This window comes from Nonomuraea harbinensis, from assembly GCF_019396385.1.
GTDB lineage: Bacteria > Actinomycetota > Actinomycetes > Streptosporangiales > Streptosporangiaceae > Nonomuraea > Nonomuraea ferruginea.
In genome coordinates, this window is the sequence record NZ_JAHKRN010000024.1 from 94,638 (window position 1) to 120,670 (window position 26,033).

Genomic DNA, 26,033 nt, shown 5'->3' on the forward strand with positions numbered 1-26,033 from the left:
CGATCATGGCCCGGCCCGTCAACTGCATTGATGCCGAGACCGGCAGATCGCCGGTCTTGCCTCCCGCACCTTCGAACAAAGGAGAAGACCAGTCATGTCAATCGGAGACACCCCGATCACCGTGGTCGGAAATCTCACTGACGATCCCTCGTTGAATTTTTCGCAGCAGGGCGTCGCGGTGGCATCGTTCACCATCGCGTCGTCGCGGCGCGTCCGTGACCAGGCGACCGGCGAGTGGAGCGACGGCGACACGTTGTTCCTGCGCTGCTCGGCGTTCAGGAAGCTCGCTGAGAACTGCGCTGAGTCGCTGACCAGGGGCTGTCGTGCCGTGGTCACGGGTCGGCTGAAGCAGCGGACCTATGAGGACCGCGAGGGCATCAAGCGCACCGTGTTCGAGGTCGAGGTCGAGGACGTCGGCCCGTCCCTGAAGTGGGCGTCTGCCAAGGTCGTCAAGATCCAACGGGATCAGGTCCCGGCTCCCGCTTCCGGGACGGAGGCACCGCCGAGCGATCCGTGGGCAGTGCCGCAGGCCCCGGTGGCCGCGGGTGCCGGTTATCCCTCGACGCCTCCGTTCTAGGGTGCGGGCTGCGTGATGAGCGATTCCCTCTCATCGGTCGTCGTCGGCGGAGGCGAGTTCTCCGCCGACGACGGTGGCGTAGCGTTCGGCACCCGCGACGCTCAGCCCGAACAGGTCGCAGAGGCGCCGGATGTCTCCCTCGGTGGCGATGGCCTCGTGGAGGATGCGGTCCTCGCGGATCGCTTGGGTGTTGATCCTGATCACTGCGCTGACGTAGGCGCCGCTGACCGGCCTGGATCTGTTCGCGGTGTAGGCGTTGATGAACACGTAGGGGTTGCTGCTGTTGGGCCAGCCTGCCGTGCGGTGGTCGAGCCAGGACGTGAGCCGTTCACGGACGGGTGCCGCCAGGAGGATCGTGCGGTCTCCGACCCGCAGCCGTGGCCCGTCCTTGTCGGTGAGGAGCAGGTCGCGCAGCTGGTGGTTGCGCAGTCCGTGGAAGGCGACCAGGGCGGTCAGGGCTGCGCGCGCCGGGTCGGTCGAGTTCAGCGCGTTGCTGAGTTCCTCCAGGTTGGTCAGCGGCAGCGGGTCACGGGTCTCATGGCTTCCGGTCCGGATGCGGGCAGTGGGATCGGTGAAGATGATTTTCTGGCCCTTGAGGACTTTGAAAATCGACCGGAGCCCTTGGCCCGTTGTCGATCGTGGGCTGCCGCTCTTGGGGAGTGCTGCCCGGACGTCCGCGCTGGAGATCTCACGGAGCGAGTTGGTGCCGGCTGCGGCCCAGGCCTTCAAGACCGGCAGCGCCCACATCGCGTGCACCCGGATCGTGATGTGCGATCTAGGGCGCCGTCGTGGCGGACGAGTTGTTCCGTCCTTCATGACGGTGAACCAGGCGCGCAGCTCGGTGACCATCGGTTCGGGCAGGTACGCTTCGGCGAGCTTGGCGTCGAACCAGGCGGTGACCGAGGGCTCGCGGTCGTCCTCAAGCATGCCGATGGCGTCCAGGACGTCGAGGGCGGGCTGGGCCGCGAGCTTGTCGGTTCGGTTCAGCTCCAGGACGTCGCTGGCCGAGATCGGAGCCCCGGGCGTGTCCTGTCGTCCGAGCAGGATGCGCAGAACCCTGCGGGCGTTGACCAGCTGCGTCCTCTTCCAGCCGTGCTTGTCGGCGTGGAGTTCGGCGGCGGCCATCACCGCGGCCACGAGTTCGGGGTCGGCCTCTCCGTAGGCCAGGCCGGTCGGCGCGGTCCGGGAGACCGTGAAGAGCGTCAGCTGCCGATGGCCGACGATCTCGATCACGCCGGGCTCGGGCGGGACAAGCCGCTGGCCACTGCGGCGCTGACGGAACAGACCGACGATGAACAGCTGCTGACCGTGCCGGTTGGCTTCCTCGGCCGTAGTGCCGCGCCGGGCGCTGCGGGCCAGTGCCGCTTGTCGGCGACACAAACGGCAGAGGGCCTCGCCGTTCAGCGGCCGGTGTGTGTGGCAGATCCGGCACGGCCCGTCCCCACGAGAGATCTTCCTGCGCCAGCCCCGGCAGGCCTCACACAACCAGGTGGTGTGCCGGGTTACGCCCCAGCCCAGGCAGTCGCGGCACGAGTCGAACACGTGCGGTGCGAAGCGGTGGCAGCGGCGGCACAACCCGGCGGCGTAGAAATCGCGTTCGGATCCGCATGTGCGGCAGGGCGGCGGGACCTGCGGGGCGCCAGGAGTGCAGTCGTAGCAGTAGCGGCGCTGGTTGGTCGCGACCGGCTTCGCGTGACAGGCCGGACAGGTGCGAGGAACGGTCACGCTGGCGGCAGGGACTTGTTCCGGCCCAGCCTCGGCGTGACCGGTGGCCCGCCGTTCGCCTCTTGGATCTTCCGCGGTCGGCGAGCTTCGACCTGCTCGGGCTCGCGTATCAACAGTTCGGTCGGCTCGCATTCCAGAACGAAGCAGATCACGTCCAGGTCATCCAAGCGGATGGTGGTCGGCGTTCCGGTCCACAACGCCGACATCTTCCCCGCGCTGATCTCCAGCCCGGCGTCCGCGAGGAGCCGCCGCATCTCCGTGGACTTCCAGATGCCGCGCTCGGCGGCCTTCAACCGCAGGTTCCAGCGCATCGCGATCACCTTCCCTTCGTGGCAAGCCGTGCCGCGACGCGGTCGTTGGCCTGCGCCCATGCCGTCTCGACGTGGTCGTCATGGACGTGGATGTACCGCGTCGTAGTCGAAAGCCACGAATGACCTAGCAACTCCTGGATCGCCTTCAAATCCATCCCCCGCGCGTAGTGAGAGGAGGCGCAGTAATGCCTGAGCACGTGCGGTGTGAGCCGCCCCGACCACGCGGGCAGATGGGCCTCGACCGCGGCCTTCAGTCCCGAGCGCAGGGCGTCATCCCCGGCCCGAAGGCAGCGTCCAGTCATCCGGTCGCGTCGCTCGCTGGGCAGCAGCGGAGCGTCCGGGTCGGCCCAGTCGTCGCCGAACTGGTGCCGGATGTCGCCGAGCCACCAGTCCATCAGCGCGTCGACCGACTCGATCGCCGGGACCATCCGGGGTTTGTAGCCGCGGCCGCGGCTGCCCTTGCCGAACCGCACGTGGAGCTTGCCGTACTCGCCCAGGTCAGACCGCCAATCGCGGATGTCCAGGCCGACGGACTCACCGATCCTCAGACCGACCCGCCGCCAGAGCGAGGCCGCCATGTAGTCACGTGCCGCGGGCAAGAACTTGCGGGCCTGCGGAAGACCTTCGCGCCAGTCCCGGAACAGCCGGTCGATCTCCTCGTCGCGAGGCGGAACCCGGATCAGCTGCTGGCTGGTGTCAGCCGGCCGGTTCCACTCGTCGATCGGCTGCACCAGCACATGCCCGGTCAACGCGTGGATGTCGCCCTGGTAGCGGGCCAGCAAGAAGTCATAGAACCGGGCCAGCGTCTGCGCCTTGCCACTCACCGTCGAGGGAGCCCGCCCCGCCTTGCGCTGCGCGACCAGGTATCCGTCCGCGGCGGCGGGGCTCACCAGCCAGAGCGGCTTACCCACAGCCTTCAAGAAGCTGAAGATGACGCCTCGCTCCTCGCTGATGTAGCGGTCGGTGATCCCGGCGCCCGCGCATGCCAATGCGAACTGGTCAACGAGCTCCTGTTCGAAGTCCTCGAACTCCTGCGCCGTCCACAGCCGATGCGGCGCACCCAGCGACCGCACCACAGCCAACGTCATCGAACGACCACCAGCTCACGAACCCCAACCGGCTCACCAATAACGATCACCAGACATAGATACCAGCAGAACGTCAGGAATCCTGATGAAACCATGAAATCTCCTGCCAGCCCGACGAACCCATGCCGACCTGCATGGACGCCCTACCAGCGCCGACCTGACCTGCGGGAACTCGCGGCAGTTGGGATAACAGGTCAGGCGGTGGCCCGGTTCCGCATCGCCTCCACCCCGCGGTACATGGACCGCCAGACCAACGAGTGGAAGGACGGCGACAGCCTCTTCCTGACCGCCAACGTCTGGCGGCAGGCGGGGGAGAACGTCGCCGAGAGCCTCACCCGCGGCATGCGCGTCATCGTCCAGGGGCGGCTCCGGCAGCGCTCGTACGAGACCAAGGACGGAGACAAGCGCACCGTCTACGAGATCGAGGTCGACGAGATCGGCCCGTCCCTGCGCCACGCCACCGCCCAGGTGAACAAGACCCGGCGCAACCGCCCGAACACTCCGCCGCAGGACAACCCCTGGGAGAACATGCCCGCCGACGGCCAGCAGGCCAACGGCGAGCCGGTCCCCGCAGGCGCGGCGGCCGGTGACGAGCCGGACTTCTGACATCCAGCGAGCCCGCCCGGCTTCCCTCCGGGCGGGCCCCGCACCGCGCCTTCTGCGCGACCCCTTCCCCTCCGCCGTGCCTCCGGTCCAGCCGCCATCTGCAGGCACGGCGGCACTCTGTCTCCTTGTGGAGGACGTTCCCCGATGATGTCCACCTCGACGTGCGCGGACCTGACGGACCTGCTGAACTTCGTCGGCACCGTGCTCAACGACCCGGGCGCGGATCTGCGCCCCGCTCTTCTGCATGTCATCGCCGAGCTGGCTCGCCTGCTCAGCGACGACATCGACGAGCGTGAGCTCGCCTCCGTGCTCGGCAACGCCCCAACGCCGGCTACCGGCCATTCCACGGCTTGCGGGGAGATCCTCTCCGTGCCGGGCCGCGGCCCCGCCGTCGTGCTGGCCGTCCGGGAAGGGGGAGCGCTGCTCAAAGTCCGCGCCGTCAACGAGATCCGTCACATCCGGCGTACGCCCGACGGGTGGGCGGACCTGTGACCTGCCGAAATCGTGCCCGTACGCCGAAGGAGGCCGATCCCGCATGTCCGTGAGCGACCCCGGCGAGCACGAGCCCCTCCCGTTCGAGGGGCACATGCTTTTGATCACCGAATGCTGCCGGTGCGGCGTGCGGCCGCTCCTCGTCGATCCCGACAACGCCGTGTCTGTCCTGATCCACCAAGCCACCGGCACCCCGTCGACCCCGACGGCAATCCGGCCCGGCGCGGCGATCCCCTCGTACAGCGCGAAGCCCTGTGCCCCGCTTGTGTCCTGCTGTGTCGGCAGGCCATCGCGCAGGGCAAGCTCGTGTCCTGGCCCCGGAGGCCGTTGCCAGAAGAGCTCGCATGATGCGCCACGTGGTCCAGTTCTCCGGTGGCATCGGCAGCTGGGCGGCCGCTCAGCGCGTCGCGGCCGAGCACGGGACCGACCGGCTGACCTTGCTGTTCGCCGACACCCTTGTCGAGGACGACGACCTGTACCGGTTCAACCGGGATGCCACCGCCCAGCTCGGCGTGGACCTCACCGTAGTCTGCGACGGCCGCACCCCGTTCGAGGTGTTCGCCGACGTCCGCTTCCTGGGCAACGCCAGGATCGCCCCCTGCTCGTACTGGCTGAAGCAGAAGCCCTGCCGCGACTGGCTCACCGCCCACGCCGACCTGCGGACCACCATCGTGTACGTCGGCATCGACTGGTCCGAAAAACGCCGCATCCCCGGCATCCAGCGGGGCTGGGCACCGTGGGGGGTGCGCTTCCCGATGGTCGAGCCGCCCTCCGGTCAGCGGCAATGGCTGCACCACCTGCGCACGCATCCCGACCGCTTCCTGCGCGCCGAGCACGAAGAGAGCCGGCTGCGCGCCGAACTCGGCGACGTCGCCATCCTCAAGCGACGGCGGCACGGCGTGACGCGCCCGTTGCCGCTGGCCGAGCTACGCCGCCACGCTCAGGCTGCCTGATCTCCGCCGCTGACTGACTTCCGGGCGGATGTCCCGTGCCGGATGGACCCGCGCTTGCTTGGGCCTACCACGGAACCCCGACGCGGGGGCGCGGCCACCAAAGCCCGGCCGGCCGCGGCCGGCCCCCGCGCCTGGAACCCGTGGTCGATGCGGCCCAAGCGCGGGCCACCCCGGCCCGCCGCACCGGCCCATTGAAGGAGAACGCGGTGACCGACGACACCGCCGCCCGCTGGCGGCACATCGAGATCGTCCTGGACCGCTCCGGGTCCATGCACCCGATCACGGCCCAGACCGAAGCGGGCCTGCGCGCATTCCTGGAAGCGCAGCGGGAGGTGCCCGGCCGCACCACCGTCACCCTGTACCAGTTCGACGACGTCGGCGAGCTCGTCTTCAGCAACGTGGAACTGGCGGAGGTGCCGGAGATCCGGCTGCAGCCGCGCGCCGCCACCGCCCTGTTCGACGCGATCGGCGACACCATCGAGCGGGCCCGCAACCTGGTACTGGCACTGCCCAAGCCGGAACGCCCCGAGGAGATCATCACGGTCATCCTGACCGACGGCGCGGAGAACTCCTCCCACCGCTACGACGCACCGCGCCTGCGGGCCTGGATCGAGGACCTGCAGGCCAAGAAACGCAAGTGGGTGTTCGTCTTGCTGGGCGCGGGCTCCTACGTCACCAGGCTCGCCGGCATGCTCGGCATCCGGCAGGAGACCACCATCCACTACGACCACGACCTCAGCCAGACAGCGCTGTCCACTGCCGGCGAGATGGTCCGCCGAGGCAGCCGCAGCGGCCGGTACGGCTTCACCGACGAGGACAGGACCGCCACCCGGCACTGAGCCTCAGGGTGTGCTGGCGGCCGCGATCACCAGCGGCCGTCCAGCATGCCCCCGCTCCACGCCGCTGATATGGCAGCCCTTCTCAGGGTGCCGGGGGTGCGGCATCCGGGCAGTTTCGGGCTTCTCCTTTCCGGCTTCGCAGCCTGCGGCACTTTGGCGCGCCCCGCGACCGTCCTCTCACCCCGCTCTGCGGATCCCGGTGGGCGAGTTCTGCCTGCTTGAAGATCTTTTGCTGGCGCAAAACTTCTTCAAGCAGGCAGAACCGAACGATCGCGGGTCGCTTCGCCGTGCCGCTGTCGGCTCTTCGCCGGAAGGGGAAGCCCACCGCCTCGGCCCGGGCCCTCACCCCCCCAACCCCTTCTCCGGCAGCCCATCCATCAGCACGGGAAGAAGGAGAGCTCTCCATCATGCTGCCCGAGGTTAAGGCGTTCTTCGACGCCATCGACGACCAGAATCTCCGCATCGAGACCGACCGTGTGTACCGCGCACATCCGGTTCCGGAATGGGACCACACCATGTCTCCCGACCAGGTCGCGGCCTACTTCGAAGCGCAGGACAAGCGGGACGCCGCCCTGCGCGAGGTGGAGAAGGCGGACAAGACCAAGCAGGCCGAGGCGTACCAGAAGCTGGCCGCCTCCGAGGACCCGCTGGTGCGCTTCCTCCTCACCGATCCGGAGGTGCAGGCCTACCCCCGGCACGCGGAAGACGTGCTGAAGGCACTGCCGATGAGCCGTGAGGAGATGGAGGAGTTCGGCGAGCGGCAGGAGTGGTGCCGCGAGTTCGAGCGCCTGTTCAGGCGCGCGGACGAGGCCGGCGTCCTGCCCGAGCCGACCCCGGACCTGGCGGACGTCGAGCCGCTGGTGCGCGAGGTCGCGAGCCGGTTCGGCACCGATGAGCGCCGCCTGCGCACCCTCGTCAAGAAGCACCTGCCCGACATCCTCGCCAGCGCCTCGACCAAGGCCACGCAGCGAGTGCAGGAGGGCCTGACGACGACCGCGTAAGGCCAACCGAGGGCGGCGTGGCGGACGGTACGAGCTCCGCCACGCCGTTCCTGGGCAGCGCCGAACACGGGAAGGCGGTACTTCAGCCCTTGTCCGTGTCGGCGTCCAGCTCGACGCCCAGCCTCTCCAACCGGGAGCGAATGGCGCCGCGGCTGCGGCCGAAGACCTGCATCAGATCCCGGATGGTGGTGCCAGGAGCCGCGGCCAGGTCCTTGAGCCGCTGGTCATCGTCGGGGGTCCAGGGGCGGTGCGAGTTGCTGTGTGTGTGCCGCCGCTCCTGCAGCGTCGGTGTTCGCCGGTTTCCGGCGAGCGCGGCCTGGCCGCCGGCCAGCAGCTGGACGAGCACCGGCAGGTGGGCCGCCGGGATGGGCTCGGCTGTGCTGAAGTCGGCGAGTAGTTGGCCGTCGGCATCGTTGCCGCGCATCTCGATGTGCAGCCGGTCACCGTCGACGGTCAGGGTCAGCTCGTAGCGGTGGCCGTCCTGGTCGGCATGCAGACGTACCTGGGACAGGGAGGCGGGCACGGGATCTCCTTCGAGGCAGACGGGGCGAAGGGCTCACGGATGCGGCCGACCACGGCGGCGCCCGGCTGGCGCCACCCGTCCTCTCCCGGACGGCCAGCCCATGATCTCAAAGCGCTTGAGCTTCACTCACTTGATTATCGAACAGATGCGCCAGAAGGTCTTACCCTTAATCACAGGGGAAGCCGCGCCATGAGCGATCAGGCAAGCCCACTGCCTGGCGGGGGGACTGGTTATCCGGACCGGCTGGCCGCCGTACCGCAGCCGGCCAGTATCGGGGCGCTTGGGGCTGCGCTCTTCCCTCGTCGCTCAGTCGCTTCGCTCCATCGCTCCTCAGTCCAGAGCACAGCCCGCCCCTCCAGGCCGGCCGCTTCTACCGCGCGCCGCCGTACTTCGGCCCGCTGGGCGCCGTCGTCACTACTCGCCGACCCGGACGTACCTCGCCGGCGCGGCAGCCAGCCTTTCCGCGCACAGGGCGCTCGCTGCGCTCGCATCGCTCACGATCGGCCTGCGGCCGACCCTGCGCGCGGCGCGCTCCACGTCGGCTTCACGGAGGCTTCGCTGACGCTCCGCCTCCGTTACGCCTCCGCTCCGCGCGGTACCCCGCCATCCCCCTCCGTTCCCGCCGCCGAGGCCCGAACCATCCCTTCAGCGTGAGCCAGACCGCACGGTCGGCACCGGCCGGAAGTCTCTCCACTGACCAGCTCGTCCCTGAGGCGCACGCGACGAGGTGCGCGCCGTGCGGTCTGGCCAAGCGCTTTCGGCTCATCCCAAGCCCGGCCTTGGCCTCGAACACGGCCGTCTGTTTGCGGCTCGCTGGCGCGCGGGCGGCATCTCCGCGTCCCCCGGGCTGGTGTCCCGAGCCAGGTCAGCCTCGCAGGCCGTCACTGCGGACAACCCGCCCCTTTCAAGATCTTTTGCTGCGCAAAACATCTTGACGGGCAAGTTGTCCTTCGCTCCTTCGCCTGCGAAGTCGCCCTTGCCGGGACACCCAAGGCGGGTGCCGCTCACGCAAGCGGCCCCTTCAGCAGACAGGAGACCTCCATGCGCAACGTCTTCCTCCGCACCATCGCCCTCGATTGGGGCACTCTCATCGCCGCAGCAGGTATTGCCCTCGGCGTTCTCGTACTCGTCGGGTTCGGCGCCGCCGTAGTCAGTATCCAGCGCGACGACCGGCGTGGTGTTCCTGCCGCCTCTCCCACCTCCCCGCGCAGGTTCAGGCGGCGCGTGCTGGGCACCCACACCCCGTCCGACCGATAAGCGGGATGCTGGCGAGGGGCGCGGAAGCACACGATCTCGGGGAATCCGCGCCCCTATCCCATCCCTCATCCCGCAGGTGAGTACACCGCGTCGAAATCCTTACCTGCCGCCAACCCACCTGCAACCAGCATGATCTTGACGATCTATCTCACTTCTCCGCAACCTGATCATGTCCTTGGACCAAGGTATCTGCGATGTTCGCGCCTGGTCCGCAGCCGTGCCGGCCGCCAGGGGAGGTGGATCACCTTGGCTTGGGTGAGCGTGATCGGACCCTCCATGGAACAGGTGGAGTACCGGCTGCAGGACGGCGCCGGATGCGGCGCGCACCGCGATGACGGGCAGGCCCAGGGAACGCCCCAGCAACCGCACGAGCAGCCCACCTACCGGCTGGCCGACGAACGCGGACTGATGTGGATCGGCCAGGGCCTGCACGAGTTCGGCATCATCCCGCGGACCCCGCTCACCCCCGACCAGTACGCCACGGCCCGCGCGCTGATGAACGGCGTGCATCCCTGGAGTGGCAAGGTTCTGGTGCCCGCCAAGCACGAGGTCGACCCCCGCGCCAAGCTGCCTGCCGCACCGCTCCTGGCGGCGTTGGAAGCGGCCGCGGCCGAGCAGGGCACCACGGTGCAGGAGCGGTTATCCGACCGGCCCGCGGTGGCCAGGCGCGTGGCCCGCATGGCGCGCGGCATCGCTCGCCAGGGCGAGGCCCATCTCATGACGGTCACCGAGATCGAGCAGGTCGCCCGCGCCGCCGGCGTCGACGTGGGGGAGGCGTACACAGCCGACGAACTGGCTGTCGCGCGCCGGTGGTGCAAGTCCCGGGTACGCGTCGGCAACCGCGGCTACGACCTGACCCTGGACGTCACCAAGAGCCTGTCGGTGCTGTACGGGCTGGCCGGAAGAGAGTTCGCCGCCGAGCTCGAGACGGTGTTCGCCGACGCCGTGGTCGAGACGGTGGGCGCGGTGGAGGGCTGGGCCGCCTACGGTCTGCGCGGCCACCAGGGCGACGGCCAGGTAGCCGATCGGGAGGAGTCGACCGGGCTGCTCGGATGGGTGATGTGGCACCGTACCGCCCGGCCGGTGGACGGCGCGGCACCCGACCCGCACCTGCACGCCCACGTGACTATCGCCAACATGGTGCGCGGCCGCGGCGACGGCCGGTGGTCGGCGATCGCTTCCGGCGGTCGGGACATCCACCGGCACGCGCACGCCGCCGACGCCCTGCTTAAGGCCCGCATCCGCCGCGTGCTGACCGAGCGGTACGGCATCTCCTGGATCCGGGACCCGCACACCGGCGCGTGGGAGATCGCGTCCATCCCCGAGCAGGTACGCGTCCTGTTCTCCAAGCGGGACGGGCAGGTCAAGGCATTGCTGGCCCGGCTCGGCAAGCCCTACGACGAGGCCTCGCGCCAGGCCCGCAAGGTGGCTTCCGCGGAAAGCCGCCAGCGCAAACAGGACGACACCGACGAGGTCGACCTGCGGGCGGACTGGCGCCGCCAGCTCGCAGCCGAGGGCATCGACGCGGACACCCTGGTACGAACCTGTCGACAGGGCGGTGAGCTGCCGCCGCGGCCGAGCGCGGAGCAGATCGCCGCCTGGATCTGGCGCGCCGGAGGAGGGCTGACCGCGCATCGCAAGGTGGTGACCCGCGCCGATGTGCTGGCCGCGGTCATCGACGCGCTGCCCGACGGAGTGGCCGGCGTAGCCGAGGCCGAGGCGCTCACCGACGAGGTCCTGCGGCACGCCCCCGCCGTGGAACTACCGGAATCCGGGGCGAGCCACCTGAGCAACGCGGAGCGGTTCACCTCCCGCGACGTGCTGGAGGCCGAGAACGCGATCCTTGCCAGTGTACGGAGCAGGTACGACAGCGGCGTGGCCGTGCTCGACGCCGAGACGGTACGCATGGCCATCGACGCCTTTGAGGTCGGCAACGCCGTGGAGCTCTCCGGCGAGCAGCGCGCCGCTGTGGAGCGGGTGCTGATGACTGGGCACGGTGTGGAGGCGATCACCGGGGTGGCCGGCGCAGGCAAGACCACGCTCATGGCGGCCGTCAAGACCGCGTTCGAGGTGCGCGGTCTGGTGGTGCGCGGCGCGGCCACCGCCGCTGTGGCGGCCGCCAACCTGAGCGCCGAATCCGGCATCGCCTCCCATACCATCGCCGGCTGGCTGCGCCGCATCCGCGATCCGGACCGGCGAGGGCTGCGCGGGGTGGATGTGCTGGTGGTCGACGAGGCCGCGATGGTCGACGATCGTGAGCTGGCGGCGCTGCTGCGGGAGGCCGAACGCAGGGGCACCAAGGTCGTGCTCGTGGGCGACCCGCTGCAACTGCGCGCGGTCGGCGTCGGCGGCGGCTTCGGCGCGGTGCACCGCCAGATCCGTGGGCTGACCCTGCGGCACAACCGCCGCCAGCGGGACCCGCTGGAACGCAAAGCGCTGGAGCTGTGGCGGGCCCATCAGCGGGGTGAGGCTCTGCATGTGTGGAGCCAGGGTGACCGGGTGCGTTCCGGGCGCGGCGCCGACGACACCATGGCCCGGCTGATCGCCGACTGGGCGGACGCCAGGCAGCCCTATCGCACCGGCGACCGCGAGGCGGTGTACGACGAACTCGCCGACGTGCTCGTCCTGGCCGGCACCAACGAAGCCGTCGAGCGGCTCAACCTGACGTCCCGGGCCCTGCGGCGCGAGCTCGGCGAGATCACCGGGCCGGAGCGCACCTACCGGATCGCCGGCGGCCGCAGCATCGCTCTGGCGGTCGGGGATCACGTCCGCGTACGGCGCAACGACTACCGGGCCCGACGCGGCGAGGGCGAACTCAACGTGCTCAACGGTTACCGCGGCCGGGTGGTGGCCATCGACGTGCGCGACCGGGTCCAGGTCGAGTGGCGCCAGGCCGGCCCGGACGGGCCCACGCTGGCCACCGAGTGGATCAGCCGGCGGTTCATCGCCGAGGGCGGCCTGTCCTACGGGACCGCGATGACGGTGGCCGCCGCTCAGGGGCTGACGGCTGAGCATGCGCTGATCTACGGCATGGGCCTGGACCCGCACACGCTGTATTCGGCGATGGCCCGCGACCGCGCCACCGCCCGCTTGTACCTGCCGCTGGAACTGCTGGAAACCGATGCCGACCGGGCACGTCACGGCGAGGTCAGGGGAAAGGATCAAGAGCTGCAGCGGGCGATGGCAGCCTACGCCGCCACCCTGGAAGGCGACCGCAGCGACAAGCTCCTGTCGCCCGAGCCCGAGCCGGTCGCCCCGCGCAAGGCAGGCGGACGGGAACCTGGGATCAGTCGCGAGCGTGAGGCCGACCGGGAGGTGTCTCGCGATGACGACGTCCCTGCGAGGGCTGGTGACGGCCCGCCGCGCGATGCTGAGCGTGAGGCGCTGGTCGCCGTGCGGCGGGCGGCGGCTGCGCTGTCGTTGGTCCAGTCGCAGTACGGGGTGGGCCTGCTCGCCGAGAGCGAGCTTGAAGCGCGTCTGGACGAACTGGACCGGCAGATCGCCGTCGCGGAAGCCGAGATCCGGGCCGCCGAGCGGGACCGGCGGCGGTTCGCCGAAGCCGGCGGCGGCCCAGTCGAGAGCCGGCTGATCGCCAAGCGCGATCGTCTGGCGGAGCAGGTCCGCAGGATCGAGGCGGCATCGTCGGCCGCCGAGCGGCTGCATCAGGCCCTCGCCGCGGTGGCGGACGGCCGCCGGTTCGATGAGCTCCGTCAGCGTGAGCACGACCTCGCCGGCGAACTCGGCACGCTGCGGCCGTGGCAACGGGCACGCCGCCGCGAGCTGGAGACCGAGCTGGCAGGCGTGGCGGAACAGCGGACGCAGCACCGGCGTGACGTCCTCGCCGAGAGGATGCCCGAGCTGCGGCAGGCTGCCCAGGAGGCGGCGGAACAGGCACCACCGGAGGTCACCTGGCCGCTGGTACGGCGCCGTAACGCTGACCTTCATCGAGACTTCACCGCTGCTCAACGTGGCGCTCGTGCCCAGGATGTGAGCGATGCCGGGCGGCGGGCGCAGGCCGCTCGCGGGGATCGCGTGCTGTCGCGGCGGGAGCACGCCGCCGTCGAACAGGAGGTCGCCCGGCGCAGGGCACTGTCTCCCGAGCGGCGCAGTGTCGAAGATGCCGTGCGCATAAAGCACTCCGTGCAGGCCCGTACCGGGGGGAACGCAGACCAGCCCCGTGTCGGCCCTGTTGAACGTGAGGAGATGGAGAAGTCCCGTTCGCCCCGCGAAGAAGCGAGCCGTGATCGAGGGCACGATATGTAACCAGCCCGGAGGAATGTAAGGCTAAGTAGCGAGTTGGATTGATTATTGCTATCTGTCACAATAGTCGGAGAATTTGCTAGATGTCCCTTTTGTGTGCGGAGATGGGCCCGGTGGCAGCCCGACTACTACACGGTTTTCTTGGTCAGCGGCAGATGCTGCGGCGTACCTTCCTGTGATCTGTGCCCTGGTGTGTGTGGGTCGGAGCAGCGTAACCGTATGGAGGATGGGTTTCGAGGACGCCAGGAGGAGCGGGCTCGAAGCTGATCAAGCAAAGAGCTTCGGAAGATTCCGACGAACTCGGGCACCTGCTTCCTGCGGCCCGTGCTAATGTCGGTCCAGATTCAAAAGCAACACGGGAAGCGGAGCAGGGACCCTAGAGAGTAGAGGTGGTTATGGAAACCCCCAATCCATTCAGTCTCGTCACCTTCGTGCTGCTGCTGTTCGCGGCCCTGGTTGGCACGGCCGCGGGCATACTGACACACATGTCCGGAGTAAATCTGCCGCAGACGCTGCTGGCGAGTGGCGCGGCAGCCGGTGCTGGGCTGCTCTGGGCAATGGCGGTACTTAGAATGTCCCGGTGACCTCGGACCGGTCGGCGGATCATGTGGATGGTCCGACGCCTCGCGTCGCGATGTGCTCCCTATCTCTGCGGGGATGTTCCCACGGGAAGCGGCGCGTTGAAAGTGCTCCTCGCGCATGCGGGGATCACCCAGGAGTTCACTGAAAGATCCTCAGTGAACTCCTGGGTAATTGATGCTTCTATGTCCGGATCTTGGTTGGCAGGCTTCGACCTGCACTACACCCCTGCTGACGGCTTGGAGGTGGCTCGTGCCCATTGGCTCCGTCGCACCGTCCTTCGATCTGACGCGCGAGCGGTGGCTACCAGTTCAGCACCAGGACGGCCATGAGGAGGTCTCCTTGCGGGAGATCTTCACTCGGGCCGACGAGTTGGATCGTCTGGTCGGCGATGTCCCCACGCAGGAGTTTGCGCTGTTGAGAGTCCTGCTGGCGATCGTGCACGATGCGATCGAAGGTCCAGAAGACTTGGATGAGTGGCAGGAACTCTGGGACACGGGGCTGCCTACCCAACGCATCCACGCCTACCTGGATCAGCACCATGAGCGTTTCAACCTGTTGGACCCCGATCAGCCGTTCTTCCAGACCCCCGGCCTGCAGACCACTAGGGGCGACATGACGTCCTTGGACCGGCTGGTAGCCGACGTCCCCAACGGGCAGCCGTTCTTCACTATGCGCGTCCGCGGCGTCGACCGGCTGAGCTTCGCCGAAGCAGCTCGTTGGGTGGTGCACGCTCACGCCTTTGACACCTCTGGCATCAAGACCGGAGTGGTGGGTGACCCGCTCGTCAAAGGCGGCAAGGCGTACCCGCAAGGTGTTGCCTGGGCGGGCCGATTGGGTGGCGTCCTGATAGAGGGTGCGAACCTGCGGCAGACGCTGCTGCTCAACCTGATTGCTTTCGACACCGGTAACTTGCGTATGGAAGTTAAGCGCGACTGTCCCGCCTGGCGACGTCCGCCGACTGGCCCCGGGAAGACCGATGAACTAGAACTGGCACAACGGCCGACCGGGATTCGCGATCTGTATACGTGGCAGTCGCGTCGTGTGCGGTTGGCTTTCGACACTGGGGGCGTCTTCGGGGCGATCCTCTCCTACGGAGATCCGCTCGACGCGCCGAACATGCACCAACAGGAGCCTATGACCGGGTGGCGGCGCAGCGAGACTCAAGAGAAGAAGCTCGGTCTCCCAGAGGTCTACATGCCGCGCGAACACAACCGCTGCCGCAGTGCCTGGCGCGGCCTCGGTGTTCTGATCGCTGGCCGCGCCCCGGGAGCAGAGCAGCGCAAGGAAGCCGCTTCAATCGTCCGACCCCGGATTCTCGACTGGGTCGCCCGCCTAGCAGTAGAAGACCGTCTTCCGCTGGACCTCCTGATCCACACCCGCCTTGTCGGTGCGGAGTATGGTACCCAGCAATCCGTGTTCAACGAGATCATTGACGACCGGGTGGCGATGCCGTTGGTGCTGCTGTACGAGCGTGACCGGGGTCTGGGGCAGGTTGCTGTGGATGCCGTCGACGACGCCGAGAACGCGGTTACGGTTCTGGCTGACTTCGCGGCGGACCTGGCCCGAGCCGCAGGAGCTGAGGTTGATCCGGCCAGGGAAGCCGCGCGATCTTCTGGCTTCAGTACGCTGGATGCAGGGTTCCGGGACTGGTTGGCTCGTATCAGCCCTCTGAATGATCCGCACGAACGACGGGCTGCTTGGCAGAGAGATGCTCATCGCCTCCTCAGCCGCCTCGCGGACGAACTTCTGCGGTCAGCGGGTGACGACGCTTGGGACGGACGTGTCATGGAGGTGGCGGGGCGCCCCTTCTGGCTCAATTCGTCCTGGGCCGATTGGACATTCCGTTCACGGTTGCGTGTGGCGCTTCCGGCGGCCGGCGGCACCGCCATCTCCGAAACAGCGCAATCAAGCGGTCAATCCCAGACAGGCAGGGGAGGCACCATAACCACGACATCCTCCGACGGTCACGGTCGAACCATCGATCTCGTAGGTGGTGTCGCCGGTGCCTACATCAGCGAGTTGCAGCAGGGCTACCTCCGCGGCGAGAGCTGGGCCGTGGGAACTCTCGCCCACCTGCGTCGTGGTGCGGGCAAGCTGCCGCAAGAGGTACCCAACCTCTGGGGCATGTGCGGTACCGAGCGATTGTACGAAGACCGGTACCTCTCGCAGAACGAGGCGGTCAGAGCCGAAGCCGCCCTCTTCCTGGCCGTAACCCTGTACGCGCTTCACCAGCAATCCCGGCTCGATAAGGGGATGCACCAAGCCGGAACGGAGCTGGGGGAGGCGGTTCGTCGCTTGATGCCGGCCGACAGCCTCGACGAGTCGATCCGGCGTCGCTTCGTCCGCGTAGGCACCGCTATTACCCGGGGTGCTCTCGCCAACCGGCTGCGCGAGATCGTTATGTTGCTGCGCAGAGGCTCCATCCCGTTGGACTACGTCATTCTGGCGCAGCAGCTCTACCTCGCGCAGTACCCCGATGGGATGCGCTGTGTACGACAGCGCTGGGGTCGCGGCTTCCACCTTTACCGCCTAGGGACCGCGGCCGCAGGAACCGGCACCGACAACGTCACCCCTCCGAGGAGGAAGCCCTAGTGGCCCGAACCATCCTCGAACTGCACGTGCTGCAGACCGTCCCGCCGAGTTGCCTGAACCGCGACGACACCGGGACACCGAAGACCGCGGTCTATGGTGGCGTCCGCCGCGCCAGGGTTTCCAGCCAGGCGTGGAAGCGGGCCGCCAGGCAGCGCTTCCACGACATGCTGGACCCGTCCGACCTTGGGGTTCGCACCCGCAAGGTTGCCGAGTTGCTGACCGAGCGAATCAGGAAGATCGACGAGTCCGTCGAGAAGCCCGAAGCGTGGGCACTGGCCGCCGAGGCGATCCAGGTGGCCACGGGGTCGAAGATCGAGCCGCCCAAGCGGGCCAAGGCGAACGCCGAGGGGCCGCCTGCTCCCGAGTCCAAGTACTTGATGTTCTTCAGCGCCAACCAGCTGGACGGCCTGGCCGCGCTGGCGATCAAGGCGCGCGGCGCCGGCAAGGACTTCTACAAGGACAAGGCGGTCAAAGAGGAGGCCAGGCAGATTGCCAACACCAGGCACTCGGTAGATATCGCGCTGTTTGGCCGCATGGTCGCCGACGGCGCCGACATCAACGTCGACGCGGCGGCCCAGGTGGCGCATGCCATCAGCGTCCACCAGGCCGACATCGAGTCCGATTACTACACCGCTGTCGACGACTACAAGAACAGGGACACCGACGACCTGGGCGCGGGCATGATCGGCACCGTCGAGTTCAACTCGGCCACTCTCTACCGGTACGCCGCGGTCGACGTCGATCTCCTGCGCAAGAACCTCGGCAAGGGCCTGCGCGACGACGAACCCGTCACCGAGCCGGTGCGCCGGGCCGCAGCAGCCTTTGTCCAGAGCTTCATCACGTCCCTTCCCACCGGGAAGGTCAACACCTTCGGCAACCACACACTGCCCGACGCGGTCGTGGTGAAGGTGCGATCGTCGCGCCCGATCAACGCCGTGGCGGCGTTCGAAGAGCCCTGCCGCGCGGAGCCTGAGACCGGCGGGCACGTGCGCCACGCCGCCCAGGCCCTGGCCTCCTATCTGTCCGAGGTCGAGCAGGTGTACGGGGTCGCGAACGACGCACCGACCTGGGTCATGAGGGTAGGCAAGAACACCCAGGCCCTGTCCGAGCTCGGGATCGAAGTGTCGCTCCCGGAGCTCGTGGCGGCCGTCGGCGAGGAGATCGCCGGGAGGCAGGGCCAGGGATGAGCGTCCTGCTGATGCAGCTCGCCGGCCCCTTGCAGTCGTGGGGAGCGTCCTCGCGGTTCTCCCGGCGTTCCACCGAGGCGGCGCCCACTAAGAGCGGCGTGATCGGCCTGCTGGCGGCGGCCCTGGGACGGCAACGCACCGATGACCTCGCCGACCTGGCGGCGCTGCGATTCGGCGTGCGCGCCGATCAGCGCGGAGTGCTGCTACGCGACTTCCAGACAGCCCACCACTTCGTCACCGGGGACGCTCAGCCGATCTCCGACCGCTACTACCTCGCCGACGCCGTCTTCGTCGCCGGCGTGGAAGGCGACGCGGGACTCATCGACGACCTGCAGGCCGCGCTGCGCTGCCCGGCGTTCCTGCCTTACCTCGGACGCCGCTCCTGCCCTCCGGCACGCCCGGTAGAACTGCGCGTCGACCACGAACACACTCTCGAACAAGCTCTCCGGGACGTGCCCTGGCAGGCCGCATCCTGGCACCAGCGTCGCCGCCGTCACGACCAGCAGATCGATCTGGAAATCCTCATCGAGGCCACACCGGCCGAAGGCGGCGGCGACAGCCTGCGCGACCAGCCGCTCAGCTTCGATCCCCTGCACCGTCGCTACGCGCTGAGGGGCGTGCGCCGCATCCTGGTGAGCGTGCCCAACCCGGCCGCCCTGCCTGCCCACGACCCCACCTCCCTGCTGGAAGGTGCCTGATGTACTTGACACGGTTTCGCCTCAACACCGCCCGCGTGGGCGCGCGCAAGCTGCTGTCCTCGCCGCAGGCCCTGCACGCCGCCGTGATGTCTTCCTTCGCCGAAATCCCACCCGCGAACGAAGAGGGACCTCGGGTGCTGTGGCGGATCGACCGCAACAGTAAGGCCGAGACCTGCCTCTACATCGTCGGCCCCGACAAACCCGACCTCACCCACCTCGTGGAGCAGGCCGGCTGGCCGGAAACCGGGCGCTGGCAAACCTACGACTACCAGGCGCTGCTGTCCCGGCTCGCCAAGGGCAACCGATGGGCCTTCCGGCTGACCGCCAACCCGGTGCACAGCATCCGCCGCAAGGCCGAAGAACCCACCAAGCGCACCGCCCACGTCAGCCAGAAGCACCAGATCGACTGGCTGCTGCAACGACAAGAGCACGCCGGCTTCAAGGTGATCGGAAAGCCACCGGAGCACCAGCTCATACCTGGCCTCGACACCCACGAACTGGTCATCCACGACCGGCGTCAGCTCACGTTCAAAAAGCGCGGCAACGACAAGCCGATCACCCTGCTCACGGTCACCTTCGACGGTCGCCTGGAGGTCACCGACCCGGAAGCGTTCAGCCGTACCCTCACCCGAGGGCTCGGCCGGGGCAAAGCGTACGGCTGCGGCCTCATGACCTTGGCAGAGGCGTAGCGGTGGCCACGGTCGGACAACGGAGGGCGTCGTCACCACGCGAACTCACCCGCATGGGCGACCGCATCTCCTTCGTCTACCTGGAACGCTGCGTCCTGCACCGGGAAGACAACGCCATAACGGCCGAGGACGCTCAGGGCGTGACCCACATCCCGGCCGCCACGATCGGCACCCTGTTGCTCGGTCCCGGCACGCGAGTCACTCACCAGGCCATGAGCCTGCTGGGCGCTGCAGGTCGTCGAGTGTGCTCCCCGCGCACCCGGGGATGGTCCCCGCACCTGGACGACACGGTACCGGGGCTTGCGTGCTCCCGCGCACGTGGGGATGGTCCCGGACCTTGGCGGGCAACGCTCACCCCCAGAACGTGCTCCCCGCGCACGTGGGGATGGTCCCACGAGGCTGTGCCCGGTCGGCAGGAAGCCGCCCGTGGCGATCACCCGGCGGCGCACCGCGGCAGACCATGCCCTGATGGTTCTCCGGCGCGGAGACGCGCCGCGCATTACCGCGGGCCCGGGCGCAGTTCGAGCAAAACCGCAGGTCGGCCTCCCAGGTCGGTGGGACACCAGCGAGATGGGCGCAAGACCTCTGTGCGAGCGCGCCTGGGCGGTGGTATCGGACAGTCCTGCCGACATGCTCCCGATCTTCACCAGTGCGATGGCACCGCCAGCGGGATCCAAAACCGGGCCAGCTCAGCCCAGTCGAAGTAAAAGCCCAGATGGAAGCTGGTGTAGGGGGGCTGGTTGTAGGTGTTCTGCTGGCGAGCCAGCTCCGCGCGGCACCACGTCGTGCAGCAGCGTGTAAAGCTTGAGCGGTCGCGCGGAAGCCGAAGACCCTGAGCTGGCGGGCGACGAGAAAAGCCGTGCCGTGGGATACGAGCTACTAATATTCCCGGCATGGCGCGGGGTTATCGATACAGCGATGCGGTGCGGCTGCTTGGTGGGCAAGATCCGACCCTTAAAGTTCTGGAGACGGTGCTCGGAGCCGGGACACTGGGGATGTGGGACCTGATCGATGCTAAGGGCGAGCTGATCAAGGTCGGGAACGACCTGCTCGGGCGGTGGCGGGAGTGGCGTGTCGGGCAGAAGTGGTCCAGCCGCACTGAGCGGCTGGAGGCCGCTCACACCATTCTGGTGGTCACTGCCTTCCTAGAAGCCCTGCACCAGCGGCTTCCTCTGTCCGACCTCAAGCGCCTCGGGCTCAGTAAGACGGAGCAGGAGCAGGTACTGGACGCGGAGGATGTGCCGTGTCCGGCCCCGCAATGGCCGTTTGAGCGGAATCTCTATCGCATCCAGGAGATATATCACGCCTACAGCAAGAGAATGCTGGACTTCCTCAGCGGGCTCCGGCTGTACGACCATCTCTCTACGTATGAGTGGGAACGAGTTCACGCCACGTGCCAACAGTCGCTCCACATGACGGCTATGAAGCTGTATGAGGATCGGTTTCGGCAGCTCGCGGTGGAGGTTCCCGAGTTCGCCCTTTGGGCCAGGATGACTGACCATCAGGCCACTCGGCGACAGCTGACGAATTTACGGCGGCTCCTGACGCCGGGACTGACGGGACAGGCGTTACCCGTTCAGCTGGAGACCATCTCGCGGCTTCATCGCGCCGCCCTTGACCGGCCGATCGCTGAAACGGGGGATGCGCCAGAGGGGATGCGGCTGCCCACGCTCCAAGAGGCCTACATCACGCCGTCTTTCCGTGTGGCCGAGATGCCGGCCATCGGTGATCCGAATTCAGAATCGGCATTCGAGAGCTGCGAGGTACGGCGGGATCTGCCGGACTTTCTGGCCGGTCACCTGACCAAGGGAATGGCCATGAGGCTCCCGCTCGTCGTGCTCGGCCAGCCTGGGGCGGGGAAATCCGTACTCACCAAGGTGCTTTCTGCCTTGCTCCCGGAGGAGTCGTTCCTTCCTATCAGAGTGCCGCTACGCGAAGTTGCGGCTGAGAAAGACCTTCAACAGCAGATCGAACAGGCCGTCTACCATCTAAGCGGGGAGCGACTGGAATGGCCGGCGCTGGCCCGGGGGGCGGAAGGCGTCCTGCGGATCGTGCTGCTCGATGGGTTTGACGAGCTTTTGCAGGCTACGGGAGTGCACCAGAGCGACTATCTGGAGAAGGTGGCCCGCTTTCAGCAACGGGAGCTGGATGCCGGGCGTGCTGTCGCCTTTATCGTCACCTCGCGGACGGCGGTGGCGCATCGGGCGGCCTTCCCGGCCGGTACGGTGGTGGTCCGGCTGGAGCCGTTCGACGATGAGCAGATCGACGGCTGGCTGGATGTGTGGAACAGCAATAACGCCGCCTACTTCCGCGACCGTGGGTTGCAGCCGCTGGCTTCGGAGACCGCCAAGGCGCAGCGGCATCTTGCCGAGCAACCCCTGTTGTTGCTCATGCTGGCGCTCTTCGACGCCGATGGGAACGCGCTGCGGACGATTGCCCAGCTGAAGCAGGTAGATCTATATGAGCTGCTTATCCGCAAGTTCATAGAGCGGGAGCTAAAAAAGTCTTACCCTGAAGACCGGGTGCTTGTGCACGTCGAGCAGGAGATGCAGCAATTATCCTGTGTGGCGTTCTCCATGTTCAACCGGGGTCGGCAGTGGACCACCGCGGAGGAGTTCGACCAGGACCTCAAAGGGCTTGGGCTGGCAAGAAAGACAGAACAGGAAGCAGAATTTGCGGTACCGCTGACCGCAGGTGACCTGACACCAGGCAAATTTTTCTTTGTGCATGAGGCGCGGGCTACCGTTGATAAACAAAAACTACAGACGTTCGAGTTCCTGCATGCCACGTTCGGAGAATTTCTCATCGCCAGATTACTGGCGTCTCTGCTTCACGAACTGCTGGCGCAGGAGAAGTCCCTGATCCTCAGAGATATCGATGACGGGCTGATGCGGGCACTACTGTCATGGGCGTTGCTTTCCACCCGCACTCCTGTTCTGTCGTTTCTGAAGGAGATGGCGGAAAGGGGCGATAAGGCTTGGTGGCAGGTGCTATCTGTGCGGCTGTTCCGCCGACTGGACATGCGGGAAGACAATTCCTATCTGGAATACCGGCCGGCAACCGCTGGCCCGCAGCGGAGATATGCATACTACTCGGCCAACTTGGCGCTGATCGCACTTATCTGCGCGGGAGAAACCCGTCTGAGCGCCGTGATGCCGGGACGTGAGGACACGATCACGGAGTGGCAGCGTTACGCGCTCCTGTGGCGCTCACAGTGCACCGCGGAAGCCTGGAGAAGCCTCGTCGACACGATTCTCGTCGATTCTGAGTCAATGAGCATTGACCTGAAGATCGCGTCGATGAGTGAGAGATCCAATGCCCCAGTCAGGTTCGGTCCTCCCCGCAAGATTCTTTGGGAGGGCGACGTGTTGTGGATGCGAGATGAGGCAGTTTTCTCTTTCCATGCCGATGTGAACACGCTGGTTCAAGCCGTGGGACCTATGCTGTCGCCGGAAGGAGCACGAGCCGAGGCCTTCGGTGACGCGTTGCATAGTCTCATGGACGTGTTGATGCTGCCGAAAACAGCCACTCTTGCGCAGATGGTCGTCACCTACACAGCCGCGATCAAAGAGTGTGGCGTGTATTCGGATCCGCTGGTGAAAGTCATGGTGGGCCACCTTTCAGGGCTTTCTCGCGAGATTTCCAGGGAGTTGGTGCACCGGGTGAAGACTATGTCAGGATCGGCATCTACTATCATGGGCACTGTTGAGACGATCATGGACGAGGTTCGCGCGACAACCCCCAGCGGGCAGGCGGCGCTCAGACCTTCGGGGGGTGATCGCCAGATACCCTGACGGTCTGACAAGCCGTGTACGACCCATCGGGCTCTGACCGCAGCTCGACTGACCGCCTTCAGGGTGTCGGCTGTCGACGACGCGTGAATACTGACCCCCAGGCGACGGCCGAAATCTGACCCCCCTTGCAGTTCACTCTGGAGGGTGATCAAGGTGGAGGACTGGGCAGAGATCCGCCGGTTGCACCGGGCCGAGGGCATGCCGATCAAAGCGATCGCGCGGCATCTGGGCATCGCCAGGAACACGGTGCGGCGGGCGTTGGCGGCCGAGGAGCCGCCGAAATATCAACGGCCGGGTAAGAAGTCGATCGTGGACGCGGTGGAACCGCAGATCCGCCAACTGCTGCAGCAGTGGCCGGACATGCCCGCGACCGTGATCGCCGAACGGATCGGCTGGCAGCGATCGATGACCGTGCTCAAGGACCGCATCCGGCAGATCCGGCCCGAATACCGGCCGCTCGATCCGGCTTCGCGGACCAGCTACCAGCCGGGCGAACTCGCGCAGTGCGATCTGTGGTTCCCGCCGGCGCGTATCCCGGTCGGCCCGGACCGGGGGATGAGCCTGCCGGTGCTGGTCCTGGTCTGCGGCTACTCACGCTGGCTGCTGGCCCGGATGCTGCCCTCGCGCGCGGCCGGGGATCTGTTCGCCGGGATATGGGCACTGCTGTCCCTGCTCGGCGCCACCCCCAAGACGCTGGTGTGGGACAACGAGGGCGCCATCGGCGGGTGGAAGGGCGGCCGGGCGCAGCTCACTCAGGACGCCGAGGCCTTCCGCGGCACCCTCGGCGCCCGCATCCTGCAGTGCCGCCCGGCCGATCCAGAAGCCAAAGGCCTGGTGGAGCGGGCCAACGGCTATCTGGAGACTTCCTTCCTGCCGGGCCGCGCCTTCACCGGCCCCCACGACTTCAACACCCAGCTGGAGGGGTGGCTGCAGCGCGCCAACCACCGCCATCACCGGCGCCTGGACTGCCGCCCGGCTGATCGGATCGGCGCGGACCGGGCGGCGATGGTCGCGTTGCCGCCGGTGCCGCCGATCGTGGGCTGGCGCAGCGCGACCCGGCTGACGCGTGATCACTACGTGCGCATCGCCTCCAACGACTACTCCGTCCACCCGTCCGCGATCGGCCGCCTGGTCGAGGTCGTCGCCGACCTGGAACACGTCACAGTGACCTGCGCGGGGCAGGTGGTGGCCCGGCACGAGCGCTGCTGGGACGTCCACCAGACGCTCACCGACCCTGCTCACGCCCAGGCTGCGGCGGCGCTGCGCTCAGCCCGGCTGCAGGCCGTGGCCCCGCCGGTGGACACCGAGGTGGAACAACGCCGGCTCAGCGACTACGACTCCCTGCTCGGCATCGAGACGGTGGCGTGATGGCCGCACGAGCCACCGGCACCAGCGCCACCGCGACCGCGTCGACGGCAGTCGCGAGCGGCCGCAACGTCGCCGCCGAGCTGGCCTATCTGACCCGCGCGCTGAAGGCCCCGTCGCTGGCCGCCGCTGTCGAACGGCTCGCCGAACGGGCCCGCGCCGAGTCCTGGACGCATGAGGAGTTCTTGGCCGCCTGCCTGCAACGCGAGGTGGCCGCTCGCGACTCCCACGGCGGCGAGGCCCGCATCCGCGCCGCGCGTTTCCCCGCCCGCAAGGCGCTGGAGGAGTTCGACTACGACCACCAGCGCTCGCTCAAACGCGAGGCCATCGCCCATCTGAGCACGCTGGACTTCGTCACCGCCCGGGAGAACGTGGTCTTCCTCGGCCCGCCCGGCACCGGCAAGACGCATCTGTCCATAGGGTTGGGCATCCGCGCCTGCCAGGCCGGCCATCGGGTCGCCTTCGCCACCGCGGCTGAGTGGGTGGCCCGCCTGGCCGACACGCACGCCGCCGGCAAACTCCAGGACGAGTTGGTCAAGCTGGTCCGCATCCCGGTCCTGATCGTGGACGAGGTGGGTTACATCCCGTTCGAGCCCGAGGCCGCCAACCTGTTCTTCCAGCTGGTCTCTAGTCGCTACGAGCGGGCCTCGCTGATCGTCACCAGCAACAAGCCCTTCGGCCGCTGGGGCGAGGTATTCGGCGACGATGTGGTCGCCGCTGCCATGATCGACCGACTCGTCCATCACGCTGAGGTGATTTCGCTGAAGGGAGACAGCTACCGGCTGAAGAACCGGGATCTGGGCCGGGTCCCATCAGCCCGATCCGAGCACGAGCAGTAGCCAACGACAACGTCAGGGGGTCAAGATTCAACCGTCGTCAGGGGGTCAGAATTCGGCCGTCGTTGACATCGGCGCGGTCCTGCCAGACGGGGTGGTGCGCGGCCTGCGGGCAGCGGGCCGAATTACGCATCCCGGCCAGCGGGTTTCTGGCGTCCGGCGTACCCGCCAGACGCAGCCTGAACCGCTCCGGTTTCGTGGAGTCCCTGGTGTGTCCCGGCGCGCGCGCCCAACGCCATCTTCAACCGCGTCCGCGTGTCGAACACCTCGACACCATGCTGGGACAAGAACACCACCCAGGCCCGCAACACCTGTGCATAGACAGCCCACGAGTCCGGCGCGGGGCAGCCGTTGATCGGCAGTTCCCGCAGTCACCGGTTCAGCACGATGGTCGGACGAGGTACCGCCGGGCCGTCCTCGAAGCGCAGGTCGGAGTCGATGAGGATCGGCATCCCCTCGGGCAGCGCCGGCTTGTGCTCGACGTCCCAGTTCTCCCAGCCGCGGCTGCTGTACAGCACCTGTTCCACGGGGTCGAGAGCGTACGGATATGACTCTGAGTAATGAACCAGTTCTGTTCTGTTGTCGCCAAAATGAGACGTACGACGGGACCTGCAGAAAACAGGAGAAGCGTCGGCGGCGCATGAGAGCGGCTCTCGCC

The 26,033-nt window shown here is 67.6% G+C and carries 19 protein-coding genes and 2 pseudogenes; 16 read left to right on the forward strand and 5 right to left on the reverse strand.

Features of this window, described 5'->3' with window-relative positions; all coding sequences use genetic code 11:
• The first annotated feature begins 94 nt into the window (after window positions 1-94).
• Window positions 95-577, forward strand: coding sequence for a single-stranded DNA-binding protein (gene ssb, locus KME79_RS24375; protein WP_219546494.1), 483 nt, complete (start codon window positions 95-97; stop codon window positions 575-577).
• A 30-nt stretch (window positions 578-607) separates the two neighbouring features.
• On the opposite strand, the gene KME79_RS24380 is transcribed toward ssb (KME79_RS24375), so the two are convergent.
• The 3 genes from KME79_RS24380 to KME79_RS24390 form a co-directional block, all read right to left on the reverse strand.
• The gene (locus KME79_RS24380; RefSeq protein WP_219546495.1) at window positions 608-1,810 is read right to left on the reverse strand and encodes a site-specific integrase; all 1,203 of its coding nucleotides are present in this window, start codon (window positions 1,808-1,810) and stop codon (window positions 608-610) included.
• 488 nt (window positions 1,811-2,298) lie between these two features.
• On the reverse strand, window positions 2,299-2,613 hold the full coding sequence (locus tag KME79_RS24385; protein ID WP_181616484.1) for a helix-turn-helix domain-containing protein: 315 nt from the start codon (window positions 2,611-2,613) through the stop codon (window positions 2,299-2,301).
• 5 nt (window positions 2,614-2,618) lie between these two features.
• Window positions 2,619-3,701, reverse strand: a complete 1,083-nt coding sequence (locus tag KME79_RS24390; protein WP_219546496.1) for a tyrosine-type recombinase/integrase — start codon at window positions 3,699-3,701, stop codon at window positions 2,619-2,621.
• A gap of 189 nt (window positions 3,702-3,890) precedes the next feature.
• On the opposite strand from KME79_RS24390, the pseudogene ssb (KME79_RS24395) reads away from it, so the two are divergent.
• The 5 genes and pseudogenes from ssb (KME79_RS24395) to KME79_RS24415 all read left to right on the forward strand — a co-directional run.
• Window positions 3,891-4,259 (forward strand): annotated as a pseudogene (gene ssb / locus KME79_RS24395) (single-stranded DNA-binding protein); the annotation flags it as partial.
• A gap of 192 nt (window positions 4,260-4,451) precedes the next feature.
• On the forward strand, window positions 4,452-4,799 hold the full coding sequence (locus KME79_RS24400; protein WP_219546498.1) for a hypothetical protein: 348 nt from the start codon (window positions 4,452-4,454) through the stop codon (window positions 4,797-4,799).
• 344 nt (window positions 4,800-5,143) lie between these two features.
• A complete protein-coding gene (locus KME79_RS24405) occupies window positions 5,144-5,752 on the forward strand; it encodes a hypothetical protein (protein WP_219546499.1) in 609 nt (202 codons plus the stop codon).
• Window positions 5,753-5,958: 206 nt separating this feature from the next.
• A complete protein-coding gene (locus KME79_RS24410; RefSeq protein ID WP_219546500.1) occupies window positions 5,959-6,591 on the forward strand; it encodes a vWA domain-containing protein in 633 nt (210 codons plus the stop codon).
• 407 nt (window positions 6,592-6,998) lie between these two features.
• Window positions 6,999-7,592, forward strand: a complete 594-nt coding sequence (locus tag KME79_RS24415) for a hypothetical protein (RefSeq protein ID WP_219546501.1) — start codon at window positions 6,999-7,001, stop codon at window positions 7,590-7,592.
• 82 nt (window positions 7,593-7,674) lie between these two features.
• Here the strand turns inward: KME79_RS24415 and KME79_RS24420 are convergent, their stop codons facing one another.
• Complete coding sequence (locus KME79_RS24420; protein WP_219546502.1) at window positions 7,675-8,115, reverse strand: hypothetical protein; 441 nt, start codon at window positions 8,113-8,115, stop codon at window positions 7,675-7,677.
• 1,041 nt (window positions 8,116-9,156) lie between these two features.
• Here KME79_RS24420 and KME79_RS24425 point away from each other — a divergent pair.
• From KME79_RS24425 to istB, 10 genes and pseudogenes are all read left to right on the forward strand, one after another.
• Window positions 9,157-9,372, forward strand: coding sequence for a hypothetical protein (locus tag KME79_RS24425; protein ID WP_219546503.1), 216 nt, complete (start codon window positions 9,157-9,159; stop codon window positions 9,370-9,372).
• A gap of 255 nt (window positions 9,373-9,627) precedes the next feature.
• Complete coding sequence (mobF, locus tag KME79_RS24430; RefSeq protein WP_219546504.1) at window positions 9,628-13,635, forward strand: MobF family relaxase; 4,008 nt, start codon at window positions 9,628-9,630, stop codon at window positions 13,633-13,635.
• A gap of 753 nt (window positions 13,636-14,388) precedes the next feature.
• Entirely contained in the window at window positions 14,389-16,806 is a 2,418-nt protein-coding gene (gene casA / locus KME79_RS24435) for a type I-E CRISPR-associated protein Cse1/CasA (RefSeq protein ID WP_308249033.1), read from the forward strand.
• A complete protein-coding gene (gene cas7e, locus KME79_RS24440) occupies window positions 16,806-17,993 on the forward strand; it encodes a type I-E CRISPR-associated protein Cas7/Cse4/CasC (RefSeq protein WP_219546505.1) in 1,188 nt (395 codons plus the stop codon). Before casA ends, cas7e begins: the two co-directional genes overlap by 1 nt.
• On the forward strand, window positions 17,990-18,691 hold the full coding sequence (gene cas5e, locus KME79_RS24445) for a type I-E CRISPR-associated protein Cas5/CasD (RefSeq protein ID WP_219546506.1): 702 nt from the start codon (window positions 17,990-17,992) through the stop codon (window positions 18,689-18,691). The genes cas7e and cas5e overlap by 4 nt, the downstream gene beginning before the upstream one ends.
• Window positions 18,691-19,380 carry a type I-E CRISPR-associated protein Cas6/Cse3/CasE gene (gene cas6e, locus KME79_RS24450; protein WP_219546507.1) on the forward strand — a complete coding sequence of 230 codons (690 nt, stop codon included), beginning with the start codon at window positions 18,691-18,693 and terminating at the stop codon, window positions 19,378-19,380. Before cas5e ends, cas6e begins: the two co-directional genes overlap by 1 nt.
• 2 nt (window positions 19,381-19,382) lie before the next feature.
• A pseudogene (locus tag KME79_RS45240) lies at window positions 19,383-19,625 on the forward strand (type I-E CRISPR-associated endonuclease Cas1e); the annotation flags it as partial.
• Window positions 19,626-20,273: 648 nt separating this feature from the next.
• Window positions 20,274-23,174 (forward strand): NACHT domain-containing protein, encoded by a 2,901-nt coding sequence (locus tag KME79_RS24455; protein WP_219546508.1) that lies wholly within the window; start codon window positions 20,274-20,276, stop codon window positions 23,172-23,174.
• Between the two features lie 144 nt (window positions 23,175-23,318).
• A complete protein-coding gene (gene istA, locus KME79_RS24460) occupies window positions 23,319-24,542 on the forward strand; it encodes an IS21 family transposase (RefSeq protein ID WP_219546509.1) in 1,224 nt (407 codons plus the stop codon).
• Window positions 24,542-25,378 (forward strand): IS21-like element helper ATPase IstB, encoded by an 837-nt coding sequence (gene istB / locus KME79_RS24465; RefSeq protein WP_219546510.1) that lies wholly within the window; start codon window positions 24,542-24,544, stop codon window positions 25,376-25,378. Before istA ends, istB begins: the two co-directional genes overlap by 1 nt.
• A gap of 368 nt (window positions 25,379-25,746) precedes the next feature.
• Here istB and KME79_RS24470 read toward each other — a convergent pair whose 3' ends face one another.
• On the reverse strand, window positions 25,747-25,902 hold the full coding sequence (locus tag KME79_RS24470) for a hypothetical protein (RefSeq protein ID WP_219546511.1): 156 nt from the start codon (window positions 25,900-25,902) through the stop codon (window positions 25,747-25,749).
• Window positions 25,903-26,033: the final 131 nt, after the last annotated feature.